Origin of the sequence: Capnocytophaga sp. oral taxon 335 str. F0486 (assembly GCF_000277665.1) — a bacterium.
Taxonomy (GTDB): Bacteria; Bacteroidota; Bacteroidia; order Flavobacteriales; family Flavobacteriaceae; genus Capnocytophaga; species Capnocytophaga ochracea.
Window position 1 is genome coordinate 148,183 of sequence record NZ_AKFR01000031.1, and the last position, 22,995, is coordinate 171,177.

At 40.0% G+C, this 22,995-nt stretch carries 6 protein-coding genes; 1 reads left to right on the top strand and 5 read right to left on the bottom strand.

From position 1 onward, the window contains the following. Positions 1–217: 217 nt before the first annotated feature. Both HMPREF1320_RS06855 and def read right to left on the bottom strand, forming a co-directional pair. Positions 218–631, bottom strand: coding sequence for a DUF5606 domain-containing protein (locus tag HMPREF1320_RS06855; protein ID WP_009417909.1), 414 nt, complete (start codon positions 629–631; stop codon positions 218–220). Positions 632–706: 75 nt separating this feature from the next. Next, positions 707–1,297, bottom strand: a complete 591-nt coding sequence (def, locus tag HMPREF1320_RS06860) for a peptide deformylase (protein WP_009417946.1) — start codon at positions 1,295–1,297, stop codon at positions 707–709. A gap of 631 nt (positions 1,298–1,928) precedes the next feature. Between def and HMPREF1320_RS06865 the strand changes: the two genes are divergently transcribed. Further along, positions 1,929–17,819: a T9SS type B sorting domain-containing protein gene (locus tag HMPREF1320_RS06865; RefSeq protein WP_009418026.1), complete on the top strand. Its 15,891-nt coding sequence runs from the start codon at positions 1,929–1,931 to the stop codon at positions 17,817–17,819. Positions 17,820–17,896: 77 nt separating this feature from the next. On the opposite strand, the gene HMPREF1320_RS06870 is transcribed toward HMPREF1320_RS06865, so the two are convergent. From HMPREF1320_RS06870 to HMPREF1320_RS06880, 3 genes are all read right to left on the bottom strand, one after another. Next, positions 17,897–18,658, bottom strand: coding sequence for an acyl-[acyl-carrier-protein] thioesterase (locus HMPREF1320_RS06870; RefSeq protein WP_009417963.1), 762 nt, complete (start codon positions 18,656–18,658; stop codon positions 17,897–17,899). A gap of 1,055 nt (positions 18,659–19,713) precedes the next feature. Continuing rightward, on the bottom strand, positions 19,714–21,159 hold the full coding sequence (locus tag HMPREF1320_RS06875; RefSeq protein WP_009418008.1) for a beta-N-acetylhexosaminidase: 1,446 nt from the start codon (positions 21,157–21,159) through the stop codon (positions 19,714–19,716). A gap of 111 nt (positions 21,160–21,270) precedes the next feature. Further along, entirely contained in the window at positions 21,271–22,965 is a 1,695-nt protein-coding gene (locus HMPREF1320_RS06880) for a right-handed parallel beta-helix repeat-containing protein (protein ID WP_009418126.1), read from the bottom strand. Positions 22,966–22,995 lie beyond the last annotated feature (30 nt).

Below are 22,995 nucleotides of genomic sequence, written 5' to 3' on the forward strand. Positions count from 1 at the left end.
TTGATTTTATAAGATTATAAAAAAAGAGAACAATATTAATATTGTTCTCTTTTTTTGCTTTGTGAGGGCGATTTGCAAATCGCCCCTACAATATAACTAAAGGAAATAGATTATCAAGATAGTCTACTTTGACAAAGGTCGTTGCATAACCGTAGCACGACAAGCGATTAAAATTTTGGCAAAGTAAATACTGATTGTAAAATGATTGTACTGTGAATTAGCTTTTTGGGGTGTCTTCTTGAGCGTCTTCTTCTAAGAAACCTTTGGCTAATAGAAGGTTGTACCATTGGATTATTTTCTTAATATCGCTGGCATACACACGGTCGCGGTCGTAATTAGGGAGCACTTGAGAGAAATACTCTTCGAGAGTAGCTCCATCGGATTTTGGAGAGATACGCGCTTCTTTTCCTTCTTCAAAGTTCTTCATATTAGTAAAAACTTCGGTGAGAGGCACTTCTTTTTCGAGTGTATAAATTGCGATTTCAGACAATAGGCTCACGTTGTTGCGAATGCCTACCGATATACGCTTACCATCGGCTAACGAAGTGGCTAAGAAACCAGAGCGCGTTTGAGTTTCTAAGTGATATAAACCAGGTTTGCCAGAAATGGCTAATACTTTTGTTAGATTCATTGTATTTATTTAAGAGTTAAAAAGTTAAGAGTTAAAAGTTATGAGTGTTACTAATTATAATTGTAAATTAGTGTACTATCTTTTGTTTTTGGCATCAAAGAATTTCATTCGGTAGTCTACCTTTACCTTTCCTTTACTGATATTAGCCAGCTTACTTTTGATGAGTTGGCGTTTAAAAGAAGAGAGTTTATCGGTGAACAGAATGCCTTCGATATGGTCGTATTCGTGCTGAATGATACGAGCGGCGAGTCCGCCAATGGTAAGCGTTTGCTTATTAAAGTCTTCATCGAAGTATTCAATGGTGATTTGCTTGTGCCTGCTAACGTCTTCTCGTACGCCAGGAATACTGAGGCACCCTTCGTTGAAGTTCCAAGTATCGCCTGTTTCTTCTACTATTTTGGCATTGATAAAAGTTTTTTTGAAGCCTTTTAAGAAAGTTTGCTCTTCTTCTGAAAGCTCATCGTCATCGGCGAAAGGAGAGGCATCTACTACGAACAAACGTATAGAGAGACCTACCTGAGGAGCAGCGAGCCCTACGCCATAAGCGGCATTCATAGTGTCGTACATATTAGCAATCAGTGTTTTGAGTTGAGGATAATCGGGGGGGATTTCAGTTCCTACCTTTCTGAGCACTGGGTCGCCATAAGCAATAATAGGTAAAACCATTGTGTTTTAATTTGTTTATCGGGCGCAAAGGTAAGAATAATTTGGAAATTAGCAAATGAGGAAATGAGAGAATGAGAAAATGTGGAAATGAGAAAAGTTTGTTGTATCTTTGCACCAGAAAGAAAAGCTACACAGTTATACCGTGTAGTGTTTTTCCTTTTTTAGGGAAGAATGGAGGAAAAAACTCTTAATAAAACGCCTTTTTATTTAACAGAATACAAAATGCACAACAAGAGAGTGTAAAAGACGCTATCTGTTGATTTGCAATATATTTAATGTGTAAAAAGGTAATTTGTATTGTGTAGCACTATGTTAAATAATGTTAAATATTTGTGTAGTGTGTATTATATAAAATAAATATCTTACTTTTGCGTTTGAAGAGAGAGGTGTAACTATTATACAAAAAGATATATGAGACACCTTTATATATTATATAGAAATAAATTAAGGTTAGGAGAAACCTCCCCCTTGCCCCCTCACAGAGGGGGAATTGTAGCGGTGGTTACTATACACGAGCAGTAGGAGGTTTACTTTTGGGTATTTGATTTACATATTTAGGATTTCAAGCAACAATATTAATAATTTCACTATTGCTATACTGCAATAGCATAAATACAAACATAACTTCCATATGAAAAAGTTATTACTATTACAATGTTTCTTTTGGGCGACTCTCTCAGTTGCCTTTGGGCAGAATTATATTCCTTTTGGTATTCGTTACCAAGGTACTGTAAAGGGGGATATGATTGTGGTTGGGAATACTATTCTCAGCCCTCAAGCCAATCCTAATAATGACTATACAGGTACGCACGGTGATAATTCAGGCATTGAGATGAAGTTTATCAATGTGGTGCCTGAGTCGGGGGTGTTTAACTCGAGTTCGGCGACTGTACTCGACCCTAATCCTGCCTCTACTTGTAAAAAAGTGGTGAGGGCATACCTCTATTGGGCAGCTACTTATACCGAAGAGAGACTTGCCAACCAAACGAATCCTCGCTTAGAGAGAAGTAAGTTTGCGAACGTAAAATTTAAAGTAGGTTCGGGAGCTTATCGTGATTTGGTAGGGGAGCGTGTATATGACGGTAATGATGTAGTAAGTACCTTTGGAGATAATTATAGAGCTCAACGTGCCTATGTATACCGTGCTGAGGTGACCAATTACCTCAATGGTACTATTGCTAATACCTATACCGTAGGGAATATACAAGCACCTAAAGGTACAGAAAATACAGGTGTAGGTTATGCCGCTGGATGGACACTTGTAATAGTATATGAGGACTTGACCCGTGAAGCCCGTAATATAACTGTGTTTGACGGTTTTTCAGTAGTAAATAGAGACAATAATCCTATCATTAATATTTCAGGGTTTAAAACGGTACCTACAGGACCTGTAAATGCTAAGATAGGCTTTGCTGCTTTGGAAGGTGAGTTGGGAATTAAAGGAGACCAGCTCAAAATGAAAAAAATAAATGGTTCTTACGAAGCTCTTACAGCACCCGGTCGTCCTGCTAATAACTTCTTTAATAGTACTCTTACTAATGAAAACGGTATTAATCCTCATCGTAGACCCGCTTCTACTAACTTATTGGGGTTTGATGCAGGAATTTTTGAGTTAGCCAATAGTGGTAAAACTTTTTTAAATAATAATAGTACTTCCACTTCTTTTAGACCTTATTCAGACCAAGATGCTTACTATCCTTTTATGTTTGCTTTTAACGTGGAAGTGATAGCACCCCATATTGTGATGGAGAAACGCGTACTTAACAGTGCAGGTACCGATATTACAGGGCAAAATGTGCAAATGGGTCAGTCGTTACGTTATAAAATACGTTTCCAAAATATAGGGAATGACGATGCTAAAGATGTACAGATTACTGATATACTTCCTGTAAACTTACAAGATTTTGATGCTACAACAGCAAATATTTCGAAGCCATCAGGGGTAAGCTATACTTATATACCAGCCTCTCGTAAACTTACATTTAATATTCCTGAGAACTTAGTGAAGAAAGGAAGTACCATACAAGAGCTTTCTTTTGGTATAAAAGTAGTGAACGACTGTAACAAATGGCGTGATGCGTGTTCTAACGTAGTAGAAAATAGAGCCTCAGCAAGCTATAATGGAGTGTCTAACCCATCGACACCCTTAACAGCAGGTAGCTTCAACACACAATTTACAGCTTGTAACGGTGGGGTAGAAGGACCGTCTAACTTTATTGTAAACCTTGATTTTACCAACTGTATGTTTAAAGCCACTACGGTATTGTGTGAGCGCACGGTTACCTTGGAGGCAGGAGCTAACTTTGACTCTTACAAATGGGAAAAAGTAGGCGGAGGTACTATAGGAGGTAATTCACGCACCTTAGTAGTAAGTGAACCAGGTGTGTATAAAGTAACGAAGACTAAAGCAGGTTGTGCTACAATGTACGAAGAGCACACTGTGAACCCTAATGCTTATGCTAATGCAGTACACCCTATTAAAGATTTGCTTTCGAAAGGGAAACTAAATGGTGAGGTGTACATCTGTGCAGATACAGGGGGTACTGAGTATCCACAAGTGTATTTGTGCGGGGGTAGTACTACAGTGCCTGTAAGTCTTAGAATTACGGGGGCTACTGCTTATCAGTGGCAAAAATTGGGCTCTTGTGGAGCTTTACCACCTACCCTAAGCAAAGAGTGTCCACCTTCTAACGACAACTATAACTGTAACTGGACAGATATAGGAAATAGTGGAGACATTACTTTGCGAGATGAAGGAGTATACCGTTTGGTAGTTACTTATGGCAACTGTGTGTCGCCTTATTACTATTTCCGTATTACCAAAAACAATGTAGACCCACAATTGGTAGGTCGAGACCTTATTTGTAATAAAAACGGTAGTATTACTGTGAATGGGGTGCCAGCAGGATATGAATACGGTTTGAAGAAAACAGGTTCTACTGGCTGGGTGAAAAGCTATCAAAGCAGTAATGTATTTGATATAGTAACTCCAGACAACTATACCGTGTACGTACGTCAAGTGCTTACCACTACCATTACTACACAACCTTGTATTTTTGAGAAATCAATACAAATAAACAAACGAACTCCTGCGATGACTGCCAGCGTTACACCTATGGCTTGCAGTACCAGTAAGGGAGGTATACGTGTACAACTTAGCGGTAACCCTTATCCACCTTTTACTTATACTATTCGCAATAACAACGCTACAGGTGGAGTGGCTTATACTACGGTTACCAATACTACCGACTTAAATATTACTAACCAGTTTACTGCTGGTAATTACTATATAGAGGTAACGAGCCCAGATGGTTGTAAATTTACTACCAGTGTGCGTATTGATAAAGTGCCAGACCTTAAAGCTACGGCTTCGGTATTGAGACACTTGAGCTGTGGCAGTGCTATAGTGCGTGTAACTGCGACGGGCGGTAAAACTAACAGAGCGAATGGTTATGGCTATAGTAATGATGGAGGAGCTTCCTACCAAAATAACTTCGCAAATAGTTATTACGACTTTACCTTTACTACTGCAGGGGTGAAAAACTTTAAGGTGATAGACGACAACGGCTGTATTGCTGAAGCTTCGGCTACTGTAAATACCTTGCCTACACCTGCTATCACAGCCAACTATACCGTACAAAACTGTGGTGATAGGGCAAAGATAACTATTAATGAACCTACTAATACTTCCAGCTATAACGTATTACAATACAGTATAGACGGAGTGAACTTCCAATCAGGGCGTGAGTTTCCGAACTTACAAACGGGAAGAAGCTATACCCCTGTATTACGCTATGGTAACGGAGGAGCAGGAGCTTTGTGTACAGTTACAGGAGCCACTATTACTATTCCTTCTTTTGTGGGAGGTAACCTTATTGCTTCAGCAGGGGTAGAAGAATTGGTAGGTTGTGACACAGGAGTTAATGCCGGTAAAGCTCTCGTTCGTTTCTCGAACGTACAAGGTGGGAAACAACCTTATGAATTTAATTTTGGTGATGGTAACTGGACTACCGATAAGAAAAAATGGATGTCACCAGGCACCTATAATATGGCAGTACGCGATGCGATAGGTTGTACTCGTGAAAACATAAAGGTAACTGTAGACCCAAGAATTCCAGAACCAACCTTTACTCCTTCGCAAATTACTTACGACTGCCAAGGACGCGGTTCTCTTACGATTACTAATAACAAAAATAATTACAAATATAAATATTACGTAGACGGTCAGCCTACAACCGATAATAACTTTAAGAATCTTGCACCAGGTGTACATACTATTACTATTGAGTATGCAGATGCCAATCCACCTTCTAAAAACGTACTCTTTTTTGAGGACTTCGGTACAGGGCGCAATGGTGGTAATGAATATATTAACAAGAAATACTATCTTGAATTGCAAGATGGTTCAATGCCTAGAAACGGTTATGGGCAACCTTGGCCTAGTGGTATAAACTATGAAGGCCCATACGTTGCTGATGGTGAATACGTCGTATCACAAAGGCTAAATCCTAATAATCCTGCTTGGATGCAACCTAATGACCACACAGGATTAGCTAATGGACGTATGCTCTTTGTAAATATTGGTAAAATCTTAGGACAAGCGGGGGCAATACTTTATCAGAGACCCATAGAGGATTTGATTCCAGGTAAAGAGGTTATTTTCTCAATAGCTTTGATGAATATGTTGAGATTTAATGACCCTCGTTATCCTGTGGGAGCTCCGGATATTGCAATAGAACTTTATACTGACCAAGCTGCTATAGATGCCCAAACACCTTTGGATAGCTATCGCATTACACCACCTATTAGAGGAGCTCGTGATGCAGATGATTGGACAGTGGCGCGAAGACCATTAAACCCAGGAAATCATACTAAACTTATAGCAGTTGTACGTTCTTATAGTTTGATAGAAAGCGGTAATGACTTGGTTATAGACGATATCTACCTTTACCAAGAGCCAAAGGCTTGTGGCTTTACCTATACTACTACTGTAACGATTGCTAACGACAAGGCTTTCGGGGTAGACCCTGCTACCGAAAAGATTACGCAACCTAAATGTAATGGAGAGCAAGGTAGTTACCAAATAGGCTTGAAAAATGCACCTTCTACTTATTACGTACAAAAAGATGGAACAGGTAGTTTTGTAGCTACCACAGGTAATCCTTTCAGATGGGATAACATACCTGCGGGTGCTCATACCGTGAAAATACGTGCAGAACAAAATAATCCTAATTGTGAGGCAACACGTACTTTCAATATTGCTAACCCTGTAGCTATTACTGTTTCAGTACCTAACAATGTATTGATAGGTTGTAACCCATCACGTGTAGAGGTAACTGTTACTGCCAATGGTGGTAGTGCTCCTTATAGTTATGAACTATATAGAGGAGCTACAAGAATAACGGGCTCTAACAATCCTAAGTTTGTAATTACACAAGCAGGTACTTACAGGGTGGTAGTGAAAGATACTAATAACTGTACTAAAGACGCTACCTTCAATGTGGTGAGTCCGAATACTATTAGTTTGAGAGGTACTTCGGGTACAGCTAACGACTTCTGTACAGCTACTACTTCACAAGCAAAAGTGGAAGTAGAAGTGACAGTAGCAGGAGGAGGAAATAATGCACCTTATACATTCCAACTCAACGGAGTGACTAAGGCGACCCAAAATGGTACTAAATATACATTCACAGGTTTAGGAGTAGGTAACCATACTTTTACTGTTATAGATAAATATGGTTGTACCGCTACTTATAGTAAGGCTTTAACAACTCCTATAGTGATAGATGGCTCAGGAGCACAAGTAGCCAAGGATATTGCCTGTGGAAGAAATGAAAATGAACGCAAGGGAAGAATTACCTTGAAAGTAAAAGGAGGTACAATGCCTTATACTTATACTATAGAAAAAGTAGGTGGAGGTATCGTAGTAGGAAAAACTCCTGTACCAGCTAATAATACCGTAGTGTATGAAACTGCTCAAGTAGGTACTTATAAGATAGTAGTACTTGACAGCAATAATTGTAGGGTAGAATCTTCGGCTACACTTAGAGCACCAGCAGCTGTAACTGCTAATGTAACCTCTACAGACGTATTGTGTAAGGGTACTAATAATGGTTCTATATCTGTAGTTGTAACAGGAGGTAAAGCACCATTTACTTTCTACGTAAATGGTAGTAACCTAGGAGGAGGTACTTCAAAAGAATTTAGAAACTTGCGACCAGGTTCTTATACTGTAAAAGTAGTAGATGCAAATAACTGTACGTATGAGACAACACGAAATATTAGTGATGCGCCCTCTGAACTTAAAGGATTTGTGGGTGTAGCAGAGCTTATAGGTTGTGGTAAAACAGGACCTACAGCAGGTAAAGCAAAGATTAAGTTTACTAACGTATCGGGTGGTCAGCCTCCATATTCGTATAAATATGATGGTAACTATACTTCTTCATCAGAAGGTTGGTTGCCAACAGGTAGACATACCGTATATATAAAAGATGCAAGAGGTTGTGAATTGCCATTGCAAGTAACCGTAGACCCCGTTATTCCAGAACCAGCAGGATTTACCTATACAGCTACTGACTTTGATTGTAACGGTAAAGCTACTGTACAGTTTAGGACTTCATCACCTACCTCTTACGATTATGAGTATGAAGTAAATGGTAAAAAGGCAAAAGGTAGAATTGCCAATATTGCAGGCTTAGCACCGGGGACTTATACCGTAACGGTACGTTATAGAGATTTGAACCAATCGCCAAGTAATGCTATTATAAAAGAAGACTTTGGTGTTGGTGGTGATTGGTGTATTCCTAATATATCACCCTTCTTGACCTGTGCTCAATTTATTACCTTCCCAGCAGGTCCAGGACACTATGTAGTAGGTAATAAGGACTCTCGATTTATATCAATAGGGGACGTAGACCGTGCGGGTGTATCAGGTATATGGACACATCCTAACCCACGTTCAGGAAATCCGAAAGATCGTTTCTTGATAGTGGATATAGGAAATGTAAGAAACCAAGACGTATTGTATTGGAAAGATGTAAATGATGTAGACCCTCATAGGAAAGTACAATATGAGATGTACTTGTTCAACTTGTTTAAACCTCATAAAGGAGCTCAAGAACCAGACGTACAAATACGCTTGGTGAACAAGGCTAATAATCAAGTGTTAGACTTTAAGAATTCAGGTAAATTAGCACACCACAACGATCCTAATAACTGGGTGAAATTTGAAGGAGAATTAGATCCTAAAGGAGCTACTTCTATAAGAGTAGAAATACGTACTAATAGCTGGGCTGATTGGGGCTGTGACTTTTTGGTAGATGATATATTTGTATACCAAAGACCAGATGTGTGCTGGCAAGAAATGACTAAGGTTATTACTATACCAGGTGATAGAGAATTTAAAGCAGAAATGACTGCTAAGACAGATGTAACTTGTTATGGAACGGGAACAGCAAAAGTAACCTTTAAGGTACAAAACATAGGCGCTGGTAATTACAATGTAGTAGTAGATGGAGGAGCTCCTATTTTCTCAAACCAAACAGCGGGTACCATAGTAATTCCTAACCTATCAGTAGGTAATCACACCATAGAATTTAACCACAGTGGTAACTGTAAAGTAACTCGTGTTGTTACTATTACACAACCTGCTAAGCTTACTCTTAGTGCTACTATTACTGAACCTGCAATGTGTTCTAACGGACAACAAGCACGTGTAACCCTTGTAGCAAATGGAGGGGTACCACCTTATCGTTATCAGTATACAGTAGGAGGTGGAGCAGGTAGGACACAAACTACACCTATTTTTAGCAATATACCTGCAGGAAGTGTAAACTTTAAGGTAATAGATAAAAATGGTTGTGAGGCTACTTTAGCAAGCAACTTGAATATACCTACCCCACAAACTGTAAACTTTACTCTTTCGGCTACTGATTGTTACGAAGGAGGCAATACAGGTGAGGTAACCGTGAAAATAAATGCGGGTAATGGTGGTTATAAAGTGAAATTGAACAACGGTACTCCTGTAACTTTAGCAGCAGGAGTTACTAATCATACCTTCACTGGTCTTACTCAAGGAAGCTATAGAGTAACCGTTACTGACCAATACGGTTGTAGTGCAGTACAGAATATTGTTATTCGTCCTACCTTGAACACCAGTGTGAAGGTAACTAACGAAAGTTGTGTGCCAGGTAAGATAGAAGTAACTGCAACAGGAGGTGACGGTAATTATACCTATGCTTTTGCAAAAGGTTCAGTAACTACTGTTACAGCAGGAACTTTTGGAACTACCAATACTTACAATGTACCTACTATTACAGGTTCAGTACAGACTTATACCGTGTTTGTGAAGTCTGATCGTTGTGTGAAACGTCACGAAGTAGGGGTACGCAAAGTACCAGCTGTTACCTTTGATACTGAAACAATCACACCTACTTGTCAGGGTTCAGGTAACGGTAAGATAGTAGTGAAGCATATTACCGGTGATGCTAACTTTACTGTACGTTACGGTAATACAGGTACTCCAGTAGTTGCTACTTTCACAGGTATTGCAACTAATACTTATACAATTGACAACTTGGTAGCAGGAGCTTACTCTATTACTGTAACCGACCGTTACGGTTGTAGTACAAGTAAAAATGTTACCTTACAAGATATGCCAGCACTTACTGCTAGCATTACGGTACCATCTAGCCCAGGAGATTGTATTACTGCAGGTCAAGCAGTATCTCTTACCCTTACAATGTCTAACGAGGCGTGGAATGCTTATAGAGCAGGAGGTAACCAAATATATTATAACTATAATGGAGGTACTTGGCATCCAATGCCAACCAACCCATATACTTCAGCACCTATATCAGGGGTGACTGAGCCTGGTAAAACAGTACGGGTGCGTTTTGCTACTCGTCCAGCATTAGGAGGTTCCGATATTTGTAGTACAAGTGCAATAGATTATGTAGTGCCACGTCCGTTAGGAACAGTGAGTGTAACTACTGATATAGGAGATTTCCGCTTAGGTTGTATTACAGCAGGTAAGACTTACTTTACTGCTACAGTAACTGTGAGTACAGGTAATCCTCCTTTCCGATATAATGTAAATGGAGGAGCTTGGTCAGCACCTACTCCATCAGGTACCTATGTATTTACTAACTTGATAGTAGGTAGGACTTATACTTTTGGAGTGATAGATGCAAATAATTGTGAAACTGAATTTACTGGTGATATTTATGCTAATGTAGCTACACCGGCAATGACAGTGATTGTTTCGCCACAACCTGCTTGCCACGGAGGTCAAGGACAAGCTACCTTTAGAATCCACCGTGAGTCACAATACACAGGAGGTTCTCCAGCGGGTACACCACTTACTTGGGTGTTATATGAAAAAACACCAGGAGCAGGTTTAGGTAATCCAATTGTGAGTGGTACTGCTGTAATGCCAGCACCAGGTAATGATGCTACGAACGTTACCCCAGCAGGACCTCATAGCTTAGCACCTAACAAGACTTACTATGTGGTAGTAACAGAAGGTACTTGCGTATGGGGTAGTCGTGATGCTCATATTAGAGAGTTAGGTACTCTTACTGCTACCGTATCAGCAAGTACGCAAATTACTTGTGATAAGAACGGTGTATTAGAGGTGTTGAATCCATCAGGAGGTGGAGGTACTTATACATATAAAGTAACTCCTGTAACTCCAGGTGTAAGCTTTACGGTGCCAATAGCAACAGGAAACTCAAGAGTACAGATTATTAAGGATAATATAGCAACTCCACCAATGCCTGTTAACCCAGCTTTACCATATTCGTTCGCTGTGAAGTTAACAATGGAAGACCAATTTGGTTGTAGTGCAGATCTCGGTACTCATACCCTTACAGTACAGCCAGCACCTAAGATTAATAAAGTTAAACTAATGGGTTGTGTGAATGGTTCTATCAGTTTGACTATTGAGCCACAAGCGAAAGCACCAGCAGGCTCTGGTACTTCGGCTATAGGAACAGAACTCAACGGTTATGAATACTCAATAGATGGTGGTTTGGATTACCAATCAAGTCCTACTTTTGGCAACTTGGTAGCAGGTGCTTACGACTTGCAAATCCGCGATAAGGCGACAGGCTGTATAGCAACACTTACCTATACCGTTACTGCCAACTTAGAAGCAGAAGCATCACTTACTAAAGCCCTAGGTTGTGGTGCGACAGGAAATGCTGAAATTACTATAAAAGTAGACAGAGGAACCGGTAACTATACTTATGCTATTACAGGTCCTGCAGGTTATACAGTACCTTCTACAGCTATCCCACAAGTGAGTGGTAAATATGAGACTAAAGTAAATAATATCACTACAGCAGGTGTTTATACCGTAACAGTAACTGATGTTAATGCCTCAGCAGGTTGCAACACCTTTACTAAGACTATAACCGTGTTGCCAGCAGAGTTACCACAAATAGAAACTGCAGTGAAATCAGTAACTTGTAGTGGAGGTAATGATGGTGAGATTTACATCACTGAGAAGAACGCTACTATAGGAACATTTAACTATACGAATGTACCTATTGTAGGTCCTGCTGGTTCTACACCTCTTTGGACAGCTGCTACAAGAACTTACAGTAATTTGAAAGCAGGCGTGTACACAATTACAGTAGACGCTAATGGCTGTCAAGCAGTTTATACAGTAACAGTTGCAGAACCTAAATCAGTAACTATTAGCAGTACACAAATTGTGACACAACAGTTTGCTTGTACAGCGAGTGGTACAGCACAGCAAGCTACTATTAGTGTACCTAATGGAGCTATCAGTGGAGGTACCCCACCATATACAGTAGAATTTGTATATACAAGCCCTGCAGGTACTATCACTAGTACAGGCAATACTTTCACGGTGGGAGACATTCGCGGTGGAGTAGTAACCATTACGGCTACCGATATGAATGGCTGTGCTACTACTACTACCCAAATGATTAAACCTTTTGAAGCATTAGACCCAGAACAAGTGAGTGTAACCGTACAAGGTACACCAACTTGTAACGCTCCAATACAAGTGAAAGTGGATATAGTAGCTGCACCAGGTATGCCTCCACTTACACAAAGTGAATTGCGTTACTATATGGGAGTTAATCAGCCTACTGTACCACCAAGTGCAGGAGCACCTTGGACAACAAATAATGTGTTCTCTGTAAATCCTAAGCAAACTTATACGTTCTGGATAGGTCACGCAGGTACAGATTGTGTAGTGAAAGCGTTGTATGTAGCACCAGATCCAAATACGTTCCGCATTGTGAATCCACAAATTAAGAACGTTACTTGTAAAGGCAATAACGATGGTATAGCTACCTTCACATTGAGTAATACAGTAAGCACACATAACTATACTGTGAACTTAATAGCTTCAGGAGGAGTAACACCACCTACAGTACCAGCTGTATCAGGAGCTAATCCTACCTTTACAATTACAGGTTTGAAATCAGCTACTTATACAATGACAGTAATAAGTAGTGGTACAGGTTGCGTACAAACTTATACCTTTAATATATCAGAAGCTGACGTTGCTCTTACAGCAAGTATTAGTGTTCAGTCTATCACTTGTTTAAGTGCACCAAATTATGATAATGGTGAGATAGAGATTACCAATGCTATAGGCGGTTGGGGTGGATATCAGTACTATGTAAGTACTACACCACCTACTCCAACAAGTGCTGTATGGTCAGACACTAATGTGTTTACAGGCTTAACAGCGGGCACTTATCACGTAGCTATACGCGATAGAGGAGGTTGTATGGTAACGCTTAGCTCGACAGTGGTACTTGCTAATCCTAATAACATTACAGGTACTCTATCTATTACAGCACAAAACTGTACACCTAACTCAGGAGAAATAACTGTACAGAATGTAACAGGTGGTGAAGGACGTAATTATACTTTCCAACTTATTAGAGATGGTGTATTACAAGGAGCTACACAAACAAGTACTGTATTTACAGGCTTAGGAGCTGGCACTTACCAAGTAGCTATCAGTGATACTTGGGGTTGTACCGCTACCCTTACCCAATCGGTGACCTTGTATGACCCAATTGATAGTGCAAGTATAGGAGTAGTATTTATCAAGCAAATTACTTGTAATCCTGCAACAGGAGCTACTTTATCAGTAACTCACCAAGGAGGTTCAACAAACTTGCGTTATACTTTAACTAATAATGCTGGTGGTACTCCACAAGTAAATAATACAGGTATATTTACAAATGTAGGTGCAGGTGTTTATAAAGTATCAATTGCTGACCTTACTACAGGTTGTGCTACCGTAACAGGTGCTGATATAGATGTAACTGACGCTATGCCTGTGAACTTTACTTATACCACTACGGCGGTAACTTGTCACGGTGCAAGCAACGGACGACTTGTGATTACCATACCAGGTACACAAATACAAACTGATTACCAAATTAATATTGCAGGAGCAGGAGGAACTCTCCGCAGTGAAACGGTGAACGTAACACCTAAAGATATTGAATTTGATGCAATGCCAGCAGGTGTATATACAGTAACGCTTACCTCATCACGCAATTGTACTGCAACTCAGGTAATCACTATTGGTAAACCAGATGAATTGGTAGTAAGCAGTACAACGGTTACTACACACTTCAAATGTGATACTGATAATAATGCACAACAAGCTATCATTCAAGCAACAGGTCGCGGTGGAACAGGTACTTATACTTTCAACTTTGAAGTGTTTGACGGTACCTCTACTACTACCTCAGGTTGGGTGAACCATACAGGAGTATACAGTGTAACTAGCAATGGTACTCACACTCAAACAGTAATAGTGTATATACGCGATGCGAACGGTTGTCAAGCTGATAACAGTGCGAACCCATTAGTAATACCGCCATTAAAACGCATTACTAGTATTGATGTGAACCGAACAAGCCAAATAAGCTGTAACGCTACCGAAAGTATTACCTTAACTATTAATGGAGGTAATAACAAAGGATATCGTATAGAAGTAACCTCTACAGGAGCTGGAGTGGCTATCCCAAGTACACAAACGCTTACCACAGGAGTGAACACAGCTAATATAGGCTTCAATACACCTGGTTACTATGAAATGAAAGTAATAGACCTTGAAACAGGTTGTTATGCTACTGCATCGCATACGGTTATAGATTTCAGCGATATAGAAGTAACTGCTGCACAAACCAAACCAGTATCGTGCGTAGGAGGCAATGATGGTGAGATTACCCTTACTGTAAAAGGTTATCAAGGTATTTATAACTATCAAGTGCTTAATGCGACTACCTTAGCTCCAACAGGAATAACAGGAACTGTACAAGCAAATGCGGCTACTGAGAGAAGAGAGGTAATTGCAGGTTTATCGGCAGGAACATATGTGATAAGAGTAGTGGAAACACAATCACCATACTGTACAGTAACCACTACTTCGGTGATGGTATCGGATCCTACACAAGCTTTGACAGTGAGTCCTACTATTACAAATCGCATCACTTGTGAACCTAATGATAATAAAGGTGCCTTCAGTATAGATGTAACAGGAGGTTGGGGTGATTATCAATACCGCTTGTTAGTGGGAGGAGCTCCTCACGCTACTTATGGTACCTATACCACCACTACCTTATTTGAAGGATTGACTGCCAATACCTATACGGTAGAAGTAACTGACCGCGGAGGTTGTTCAACTACTACTAATGTAGTAATGGCGCCACCAGCACCTATTTCGGCAAGCATATCAGCAACTACTGTTTTGAATTGCTTCAACGATAGAACAGGGGTAATAACAGTGGTGAGCCCAACAGGAGGAAGTGGTAATTACGCTTACGAATTGTGGAATGTGGGAGGTGCACAAATAGGAGGTGCACAAACTAGCACTACTTTCACTAACCTATATGCAGGTTCATATAACGTGAAGATTATAGATGGTTGGGGTTGTGATGTTACTATTCCAGTAACCATCGATGAACCTCGTGAAATGAAGGTAACTGCCTCAATTACTAAACCGCTTACTTGCTTGCAACAAGCTACTATTTCAATTACTGTAACAGGTGGTACTCCAGGTTATACTTACTATATGGTAGCCAACGGTACAACTACTACAACACTTACAGGAAATAGCACTCAAGCAGGAGTAGGAGAGTACGAGTTCTATGTGATAGATAGCCACGGTTGTCAATCGAAGTTGTCTAACAAGATAACGATAGAAGCATTACAACCATTACAATTACACGTAGATACTTCTGAAGCATATGTAAAATGTAATGGAGATAGTACAGCTAAGATTACTTTCTCAGCCACTGGCGCTTTGGGTAACTACCAATACAAATTGTATAAAGGAGGAGTAGCACAAACTGCTACTGCTACCCAAGAAAATGCTACTGATTGGGCATTTGGAGGTTTGTCTTCTGGTACTTACCAAGTGGAAGTAATTAGTGTAGACTGTGTACAAACCAGTACAGTTATAAATATTGGAGAAGCAGGACCGCTTTCAGTAGCTACTGCAAGTACTGATATTAGCTGTAATGGTGAAGCCGATGGTACTATTTCGGTAACAGTAACGGGAGGTACAGGAAGAATCCTCTACGCTATTAGTCCACGATTAGACCGATTTGTAGATAGTGGTTACTTCACTAAATTAGCAAGAGGTAACTACATTGTAAGAGCTCAAGATGAAAATGGTTGCTATACTGATACTACCTTTGAAATCAAAGAACCTACTTTATTAGAGGCTTCAATAGACAAGATAACTGATGAGGTATGTAAAGGTGGTAATGATGGTACAGTATCTATCACTATCAAGGGAGGAACTGCTTCTTACAGTACTTCAATAGATAATGTAACTTGGACAGTAGGCAAGACCCTCTATACGGGATTAGCTTCTGGTACTTACACTATCTACGTGAAAGACGCTCGAAGCTGTACTACCGAAGTATCGGTAACAATCAAGGAAGGAGTAGACTTACAAGCTACTGCTACCGTAGAGTACAGTTGTGGTAATAATACCGTAGTGAATACTATTGTAGCTTCTTCTAATCCAGAGTATGCAGGATATGTATCATATAGCATAGATGGAGGAGCACCACAAGCTTCAGGACGCTTTATAGTAACACCAGGTACTCACACTGTTACCATAGCACATAATAACGGTTGTACACGTACTATAACGGTAGATGTAGAAGCTTATACAAACCTTACAGTATCGTCTACTAAGACTGATATGAGTTGTTATGGTGTGAATGATGGTACGATTACTTATGCGACCACAGGTGGTACAGGAAGCTATACATTTACTATCTCACCAGAGGCAGGAACTTTTGATGGAACTAATAAGTTCACTAACTTGCCAAAAGGACAGTATATTGTGAAGGTGAAAGACAATGTGATAGGCTGTGAAGTAGAACGTACCTTTACCATTATAGAACCTGAACAGTTGATAGCTCACGCAAGCACCGTAACAGAAACTTGCTACGGCACTAATGACGGAGCTCTCAGCTTCCGATTCACAGGTGGACGTGCACCATACAACTATACGTTGAAAGACCCATCAGGTAATGTGATAGGAACTTCAAGCAGTGTAGCAACAGGTACAGTAGTATCTAGAACAGGAATAGCACCAGGTAGATACCAATTAGAATATGGAGACTCTGGTATTTGTTCACAAACCTTAGAAATAACAGTAGCTGCTGCACCAAGCATCAATGCTACTTTTGAAAAAGGCTTTAACTGTTCTACTGTTTCTACTACTTGGACTACAGGCTACTTGATGCTAACGTTCAACAATTTGGACGGTGCACTCACACGAAGCAATACAAGCTATGCTATCAATAGTACTGATGCGCGTGATGCGAGACCATTTGAATCGTTTGACGGTAATAGAGCTAAGACAGCACCTATTGAACCAGGAACGAACCAATATATAACTGTATTCTATCGTGGAGCAGGTGTAGCATCTACTTGTCAGGAAACTATTGCACAACGTTTTGATATAGAACGTTACCCAGGATTGGAATTGAAAGACAAGAGCGACCCACGTGAATTGAACCTTATAAAAGTAGAAGCAAGAGGAGGTAATCCTCCATACACTTACTACTTTAACGGAAGTTACGAAAATGGAAGCAATGAGTATACTCTTAAACCTACTGACCCAACCAGCCGTATAGTAAACGGAAGAGTATACAAAGTGGTAACCGCTACTGTACAAGATGCAAATGGTTGTGAAGCCGACTTGCGCATCGAGAAAGAGTTTATGAAGTCAGTACCACCTAACTTCTTTACACCGAATGATGATGGTAGCAACGATGGTTGGGATCCTGATAGATTCCGCAGTTATCCAAACTTGACTGTAGATATCTACGACCGCTACGGACGTTATATCACAACGTTGCGTTCAGGACAAAAATGGGACGGACGTTATGACGGTAAAGAATTACCAGCGGGTGACTACTGGTACATCTTGAAGACTCACGAAGACGGTGAAGATGCACGAGAATATATGGGTCACTTCACATTGTATAGATAGTAAGTAATATCTATAATAAATAAAACCCCCTGCGAAGGAAACTTCGCAGGGGTTTTTTATTAAAAGTAATAAATAGTTTAAATTCGTTCAGCAATCCAGCGAGATATGAACGCAGGTTTAGGAGCACCTATTTTTTGTGCATACAGATAAGTTTCTACCAAGTTATGGGCATCGTCGATGTATTTACCTTTGCTTTTAAATCCTTGCATTTCGTCTCCCATAAAAGTTTCGGATAAGAAATTGATATCATATTCTTTAATAACAAACTCGCGATGATTGCGCTCTGTCATCATATCGAGTGCCCACTGAGTGTATTTTACATTATTTACGTGTGAATTGACATCTAAATCGCTTACACGCACTTTAAAATCATTGACCTGATACATACTTTCGGGGAGATTGATACGGTCGGTATGGAAAGAGAGTCCGCCTTCGGTACGAGGAGAGAAGATTTCTTGGCGGTCAGTAAGCTCAATGGGGCGACGTGTTTGAATATCTAAGGTAATCCAAGTACTAGCACATTCACCTATTTTTTGGTCGTTGCAAAAAAGTTCGAATTCGCGAAAAGCATACACTCCTTTTACAGGGAGAGACCACGTTTTGACGGTGATACGTTCATTCCATTGAGGCCAATAGTGCATTTTTAGTTTTTGCTGTATGAGTGCCCAAAAGAATCCTTTTTTTACTAACTCTTCATAACCGAACCCTAAAAGTGAAGCGTGTTCGGCAGCGATATCTTGCAACATACCTAATACGCCATATAACCCGAGTTGATTGTTAAGGTTTACTTGTGTGCTACGCACTTTATAAGTTTCGGTGAAAATTGTTTTATCTTCCATAATATACTTTTAATGATAATTTATTTTTGAATATGCAAAGATATAAAACTATTTTCTATTTACTTACTTTTTATGAGACAGAATAGAGGAAACGCACAAAAATTTCTTTAAAAAAATGTACCTGACGGTACAGAAATTGAAATAAAATAGGTGTGTGAGCCATACGGACGGGTAGAAAATGAGAGAATGAGAAAATGAGAGAATGAGAAAATGAGAGAATGAGAAAATGAGAGAATGAGAAAATGAGAGAATGAGGAAATGAGGAAATGAGTAGTGATAAAAATCGTTTTTTGACAGGTCAGACAGACTTGTGGGACAAATCGGATAGGTTAGAGAGAGCGGAAGGAAACGGAGAAGTTCGGAAGAGGGGAGAGAGGGTTTTTGATGAAAAAAGGGTGTAAGGAGGGTGGGGTTAGCTTATAGAGAGCTTATAGGAAGCTTATACGAATCTTGGACGATTGGTATAGAAAGGGTATATAAATAGTTGATTCATAATATAATACAACAGTGCTAAAAATGTTAAAAACAGGGTTTCGAGACGAAAGAAAAGGAATCCTCACCCCGTCCCTCTCCCAAGGAGAGGGGGAGTGTAGTGACGGAAAAGCGGAGGAAACCTCCTCCCTTACACCTACTCCGCTCTTCCAAGGCACATACTCAGCTGTGCCTGGCTACCTTCAGAGGGGAATATAATGACGGAAAAGTGAGAGGTACACTGGCAGGAGGTTCGTAGGAGTTTTAGGAGAAGGTCAGAGGAGCTAGGTCGTCGTAGTGCGACAGGCAATTTAAAAATAATATTATATATTGAGGTAAGAAAAGTGTAGCTTACGCTATAAAAAAAACTACAAATCTTTACAAATCAAATAAAAAGGCAACAAGTTGCCTGAAAGTCTCGCACAGATTACACGGATTGCACGGATAGCCCAATTGACAATTGATAATTGACAAATGTGATAGGCACGGATTGGCAACTGCGTTGCTGGATTTCACAAATTACAATGTAAATACAGCTGTATATCAGTATTATATATATCGAACTGACATTTACTAATAGATGGTTACTGATGCAATTCTACTGGGGGGCGATAATTAATGCCTTTGTGTAGCAAATATTGCAATTGGAGGTCTAACTTTTGGGTGAATTGTTGCCAATCACGCTTAGGCATCTCTGTCCATCCTGCTTCGGATAAGGCTAAAGCACGAGGATAGGTCATATAGAAAGCGCGGAATACATCTTTCACACTTTCGCCCCACAAAGTAGCTTCAACTCCTAAAATATATTGCTTTTCTTCTTCGGCTGTGAGCGAAAAGGCGGGATTAAATTCATATACGCGTTGTAGGGTGAGGGTAGGCATCCAATCTACATTAGGCAAATCGTTTTTGGCTTGTGGATAATCGAAGTAGGCGTATTCGCCGGGGGAACAAATCAGTTTGAAATTATCTTTTTTAGCGCGCTCCAATACTTGCGGAGTAGTACGCATTCGCCATAGATACATCACACTATTTTTGGGATAGGAGGGGACTTCTAACTCTAACCAGATAAGAGGACGCTTGTGGTTTTTCTCTAATGATTGATTTACCCTTTTGAAAAACTCACTCATCAGTTGTTGGTTATTGGTAGTGTGAAGGCTTTGTTTGAGTTTGAGGGTAGGGGAGTGCTCAAGCCACTTGTCCATAGGTGCTTCATCACCCCCAATATGAAAATAAGGGCAGGGGAAAATAGCTGATAATTCTGCAATGACATCATCGATGAAAGTAAAGACTTCTTCTTTGCCTACACACAACAAATTCTTAGAAACACCCGCGGTAGTGCGTACGCCAATGAGGGTATCGTTGCAACTGAGGAAAGGATAAGCGGCTATGGCAGCATCGCTATGACCTGGTACATCGAACTCAGGCACTAACTGTACATTGCGCTGAAGAGCGTATAGTACGAGATCTTTTATTTGCTCTTGGGTATAAAAGCCTTCGTTATTGCGTTTAGAACCTTCGAAATCGGAACGTTTGCTCCCTATTTCGGTGAGTTTAGGATATTTCTTGATTTCTATACGCCACCCTTGGTCGTCGGTGAGATGCAAATGTAAGTAATTGAACTTGTAATGAGCCATTACATCAATGTATTTTTTAATATCGTCTATCTTCCAGTAATGCCGAGCGGGGTCAATCATTAAGGCACGATAAGCAAAACGAGGCGCATCGGTAATGGTAAGACAAGGCAAAGATTTTTTGTGTGTTACCTCTGCCCCGAAAACAAGTTGGTTGAAGGTTTGTTCGGCATAGAACTTTCCTGCTTCGGTAGCAAACTTGATGATAATTTGGTTAGGTTTGATGATAAGCTGATAGCCTTCGGGATTATTAATGGACTTATCCTGTATATAGCTAATTTTGGTACTTATCGGACAAGTACCCTTATGATAAGTTATCTCATTAGGCTGTGGTACCACATTGATTTGTGCGGAAAGTGGTAAGGCTAAAAATAGTAAGATGTAAAATAGTTTAGACATAATATAAGAAAATGAATGATTATAAAAGTATAAAAGCCTCCCTCTCTCCCCTTAAAGAGGGGGAACTGTAGCGACACAAAAAAGGCTTTGGTAATATTCTGTTAGGGTGCATTAATCAATCTTTACATTCTTAGTGCGTTCTAACTTAAAACGTTCTTTATTCCAATGAAAAGGTTTGAACTCTTGATTTTTGATAATTTTATTATTGCGGTAAATAAGATTCTCTACTGATTTGGCATAGAGAATAGGCTCATCAAAAGTTTCAAACACATTGTTTTCAATAGTAATATTAGAATGGAAATACTTTTGTTGTGCTTCTAAGTTAGGGATTTCGGGATAGATGGAAATGATAGCGTTCGTAAATTGATAATTAGCGGTAAGTGCATTGATGAAGTGGTTGTTTTTGATGATAACATTGTGGCAAGCACCTGTTTCATACCAGCCATTACAATCGCCACAGAGTAAGATAGCAGTGCCGTGAGTATGGTCGAAGGTGTTATTGGCACAGACGACCTTTTTAGGAGTGCTAAACAGTGCCCCACGAGCCCGATTGTTACGCACTATATTGTTTTTGAAAATCACCTCAGGTGTCCAAGTAAGGTTTTCTACCCCACAAGGTGTATCGGGATTTACTTCGGCAGGTAGTATTTCATCGAAAGTGATTTTAAATATTTTAGCGCCTACTTCGGTAGGTTTATCAACGGCTTTAATGGCTTGAATGCGATAGGTTTTATCGCCGATAACGTCCATTGTCTTGGAGGCAATGAACTGCACTTTATCACCTACATTGCCCCAGAGGAATCCCCACGATTGGGGGTGCATATACTGCGCTTTGATAGTGTGATTGTCTTCACGAGCTATTACTTTTAGGTAAGTGCCGTGTACGTTAATAGCATCATCAGCCATACCTTCATAGACTCCGTTTTCAGAGCGTATGAGCCCTTTGCAAGCTGAAAAGTGAGTTGCATCGGCTTGGGTAGTGAAATAGCGTTCGGTGCCTTCTTTTAAAGCTACGCGAAAGCGGTTGAGGGTTATATTTTCGGTGAGTTGCGCTAAGAGTCCCATACCTTGGGTGTTATGCACAGTTATATTTTCTAACTTCACGTTTTTGCTTTCAGTAACGAAAATGGCAGGTGTAGGACGTGTGTAGGTGCGCAATACAAAACGCTCTCCTTTTTCCAAATAAGGTTTAGCACCTATGTCTTCGATGCGGAACTCATTAGGGGCTATTTCGGTAATTTTAGTAGGGTTAAAATTTACGTCAGCTCGCTTATAAGCCAAACGTTTGTCAGCTCTGAATATCATACCTCCAAAGGGATTTTCTTCATAATCTTCGCCAGTGAAGAAGAGTTTCCCGTCCTTGATTTTATAGTTTCCTTCGGGGTAGAGTTGGGCTTTTACAGTGTTATTTTTTGTATCTACTTCGGTAATGTGCAACTGACGCAAATGAGGGGTTGCAAAGTCTATCGAAAAGTTTTTAAGAGTGATATTGGCACAGTTTTTCACTACGATAGGCAAGATAGTGCCGTGAAAGAGCCATTCGCTGTTACTGCCGTCAATCACTACATTGTTTAAGTTTTCGAGATAAAGTCCTACTTTTTTGGGATTGGTTTGGTCGTGGTTGGAGATGTAGAGTTCTTTATTGGTAGTTTGGTTGAGATAAAAATGATAGGTATCCTTGTTAAGGACAATATGTTTATGGCTACTTACTTCCATTTGAGCGGGTGTAGCAGGGGTAGTAACGGCTGTTTTGCACGATGCCAAGCATAGCAATGCAGTGCATAGGGCAATGGAAAGAGTTTTCATTGTTTTCAATAGATAATAAGTTAAGAGGCT

Excerpts from the sequence above, each read along its gene's own strand:
- HMPREF1320_RS06870 (WP_009417963.1), bottom strand. The coding sequence starts at position 18,658 with ATGGAAGATAAAACAATTTTCACCGAAACTTATAAAGTGCGTAGCACA.
- HMPREF1320_RS06865 (WP_009418026.1), top strand. The coding sequence starts at position 1,929 with ATGAAAAAGTTATTACTATTACAATGTTTCTTTTGGGCGACTCTCTCA.
- HMPREF1320_RS06855 (WP_009417909.1), bottom strand. The coding sequence starts at position 631 with ATGAATCTAACAAAAGTATTAGCCATTTCTGGCAAACCTGGTTTATAT.
- HMPREF1320_RS06875 (WP_009418008.1), bottom strand. The coding sequence starts at position 21,159 with ATGTCTAAACTATTTTACATCTTACTATTTTTAGCCTTACCACTTTCC.
- HMPREF1320_RS06880 (WP_009418126.1), bottom strand. The coding sequence starts at position 22,965 with ATGAAAACTCTTTCCATTGCCCTATGCACTGCATTGCTATGCTTGGCA.
- def (WP_009417946.1), bottom strand. The coding sequence starts at position 1,297 with ATGGTTTTACCTATTATTGCTTATGGCGACCCAGTGCTCAGAAAGGTA.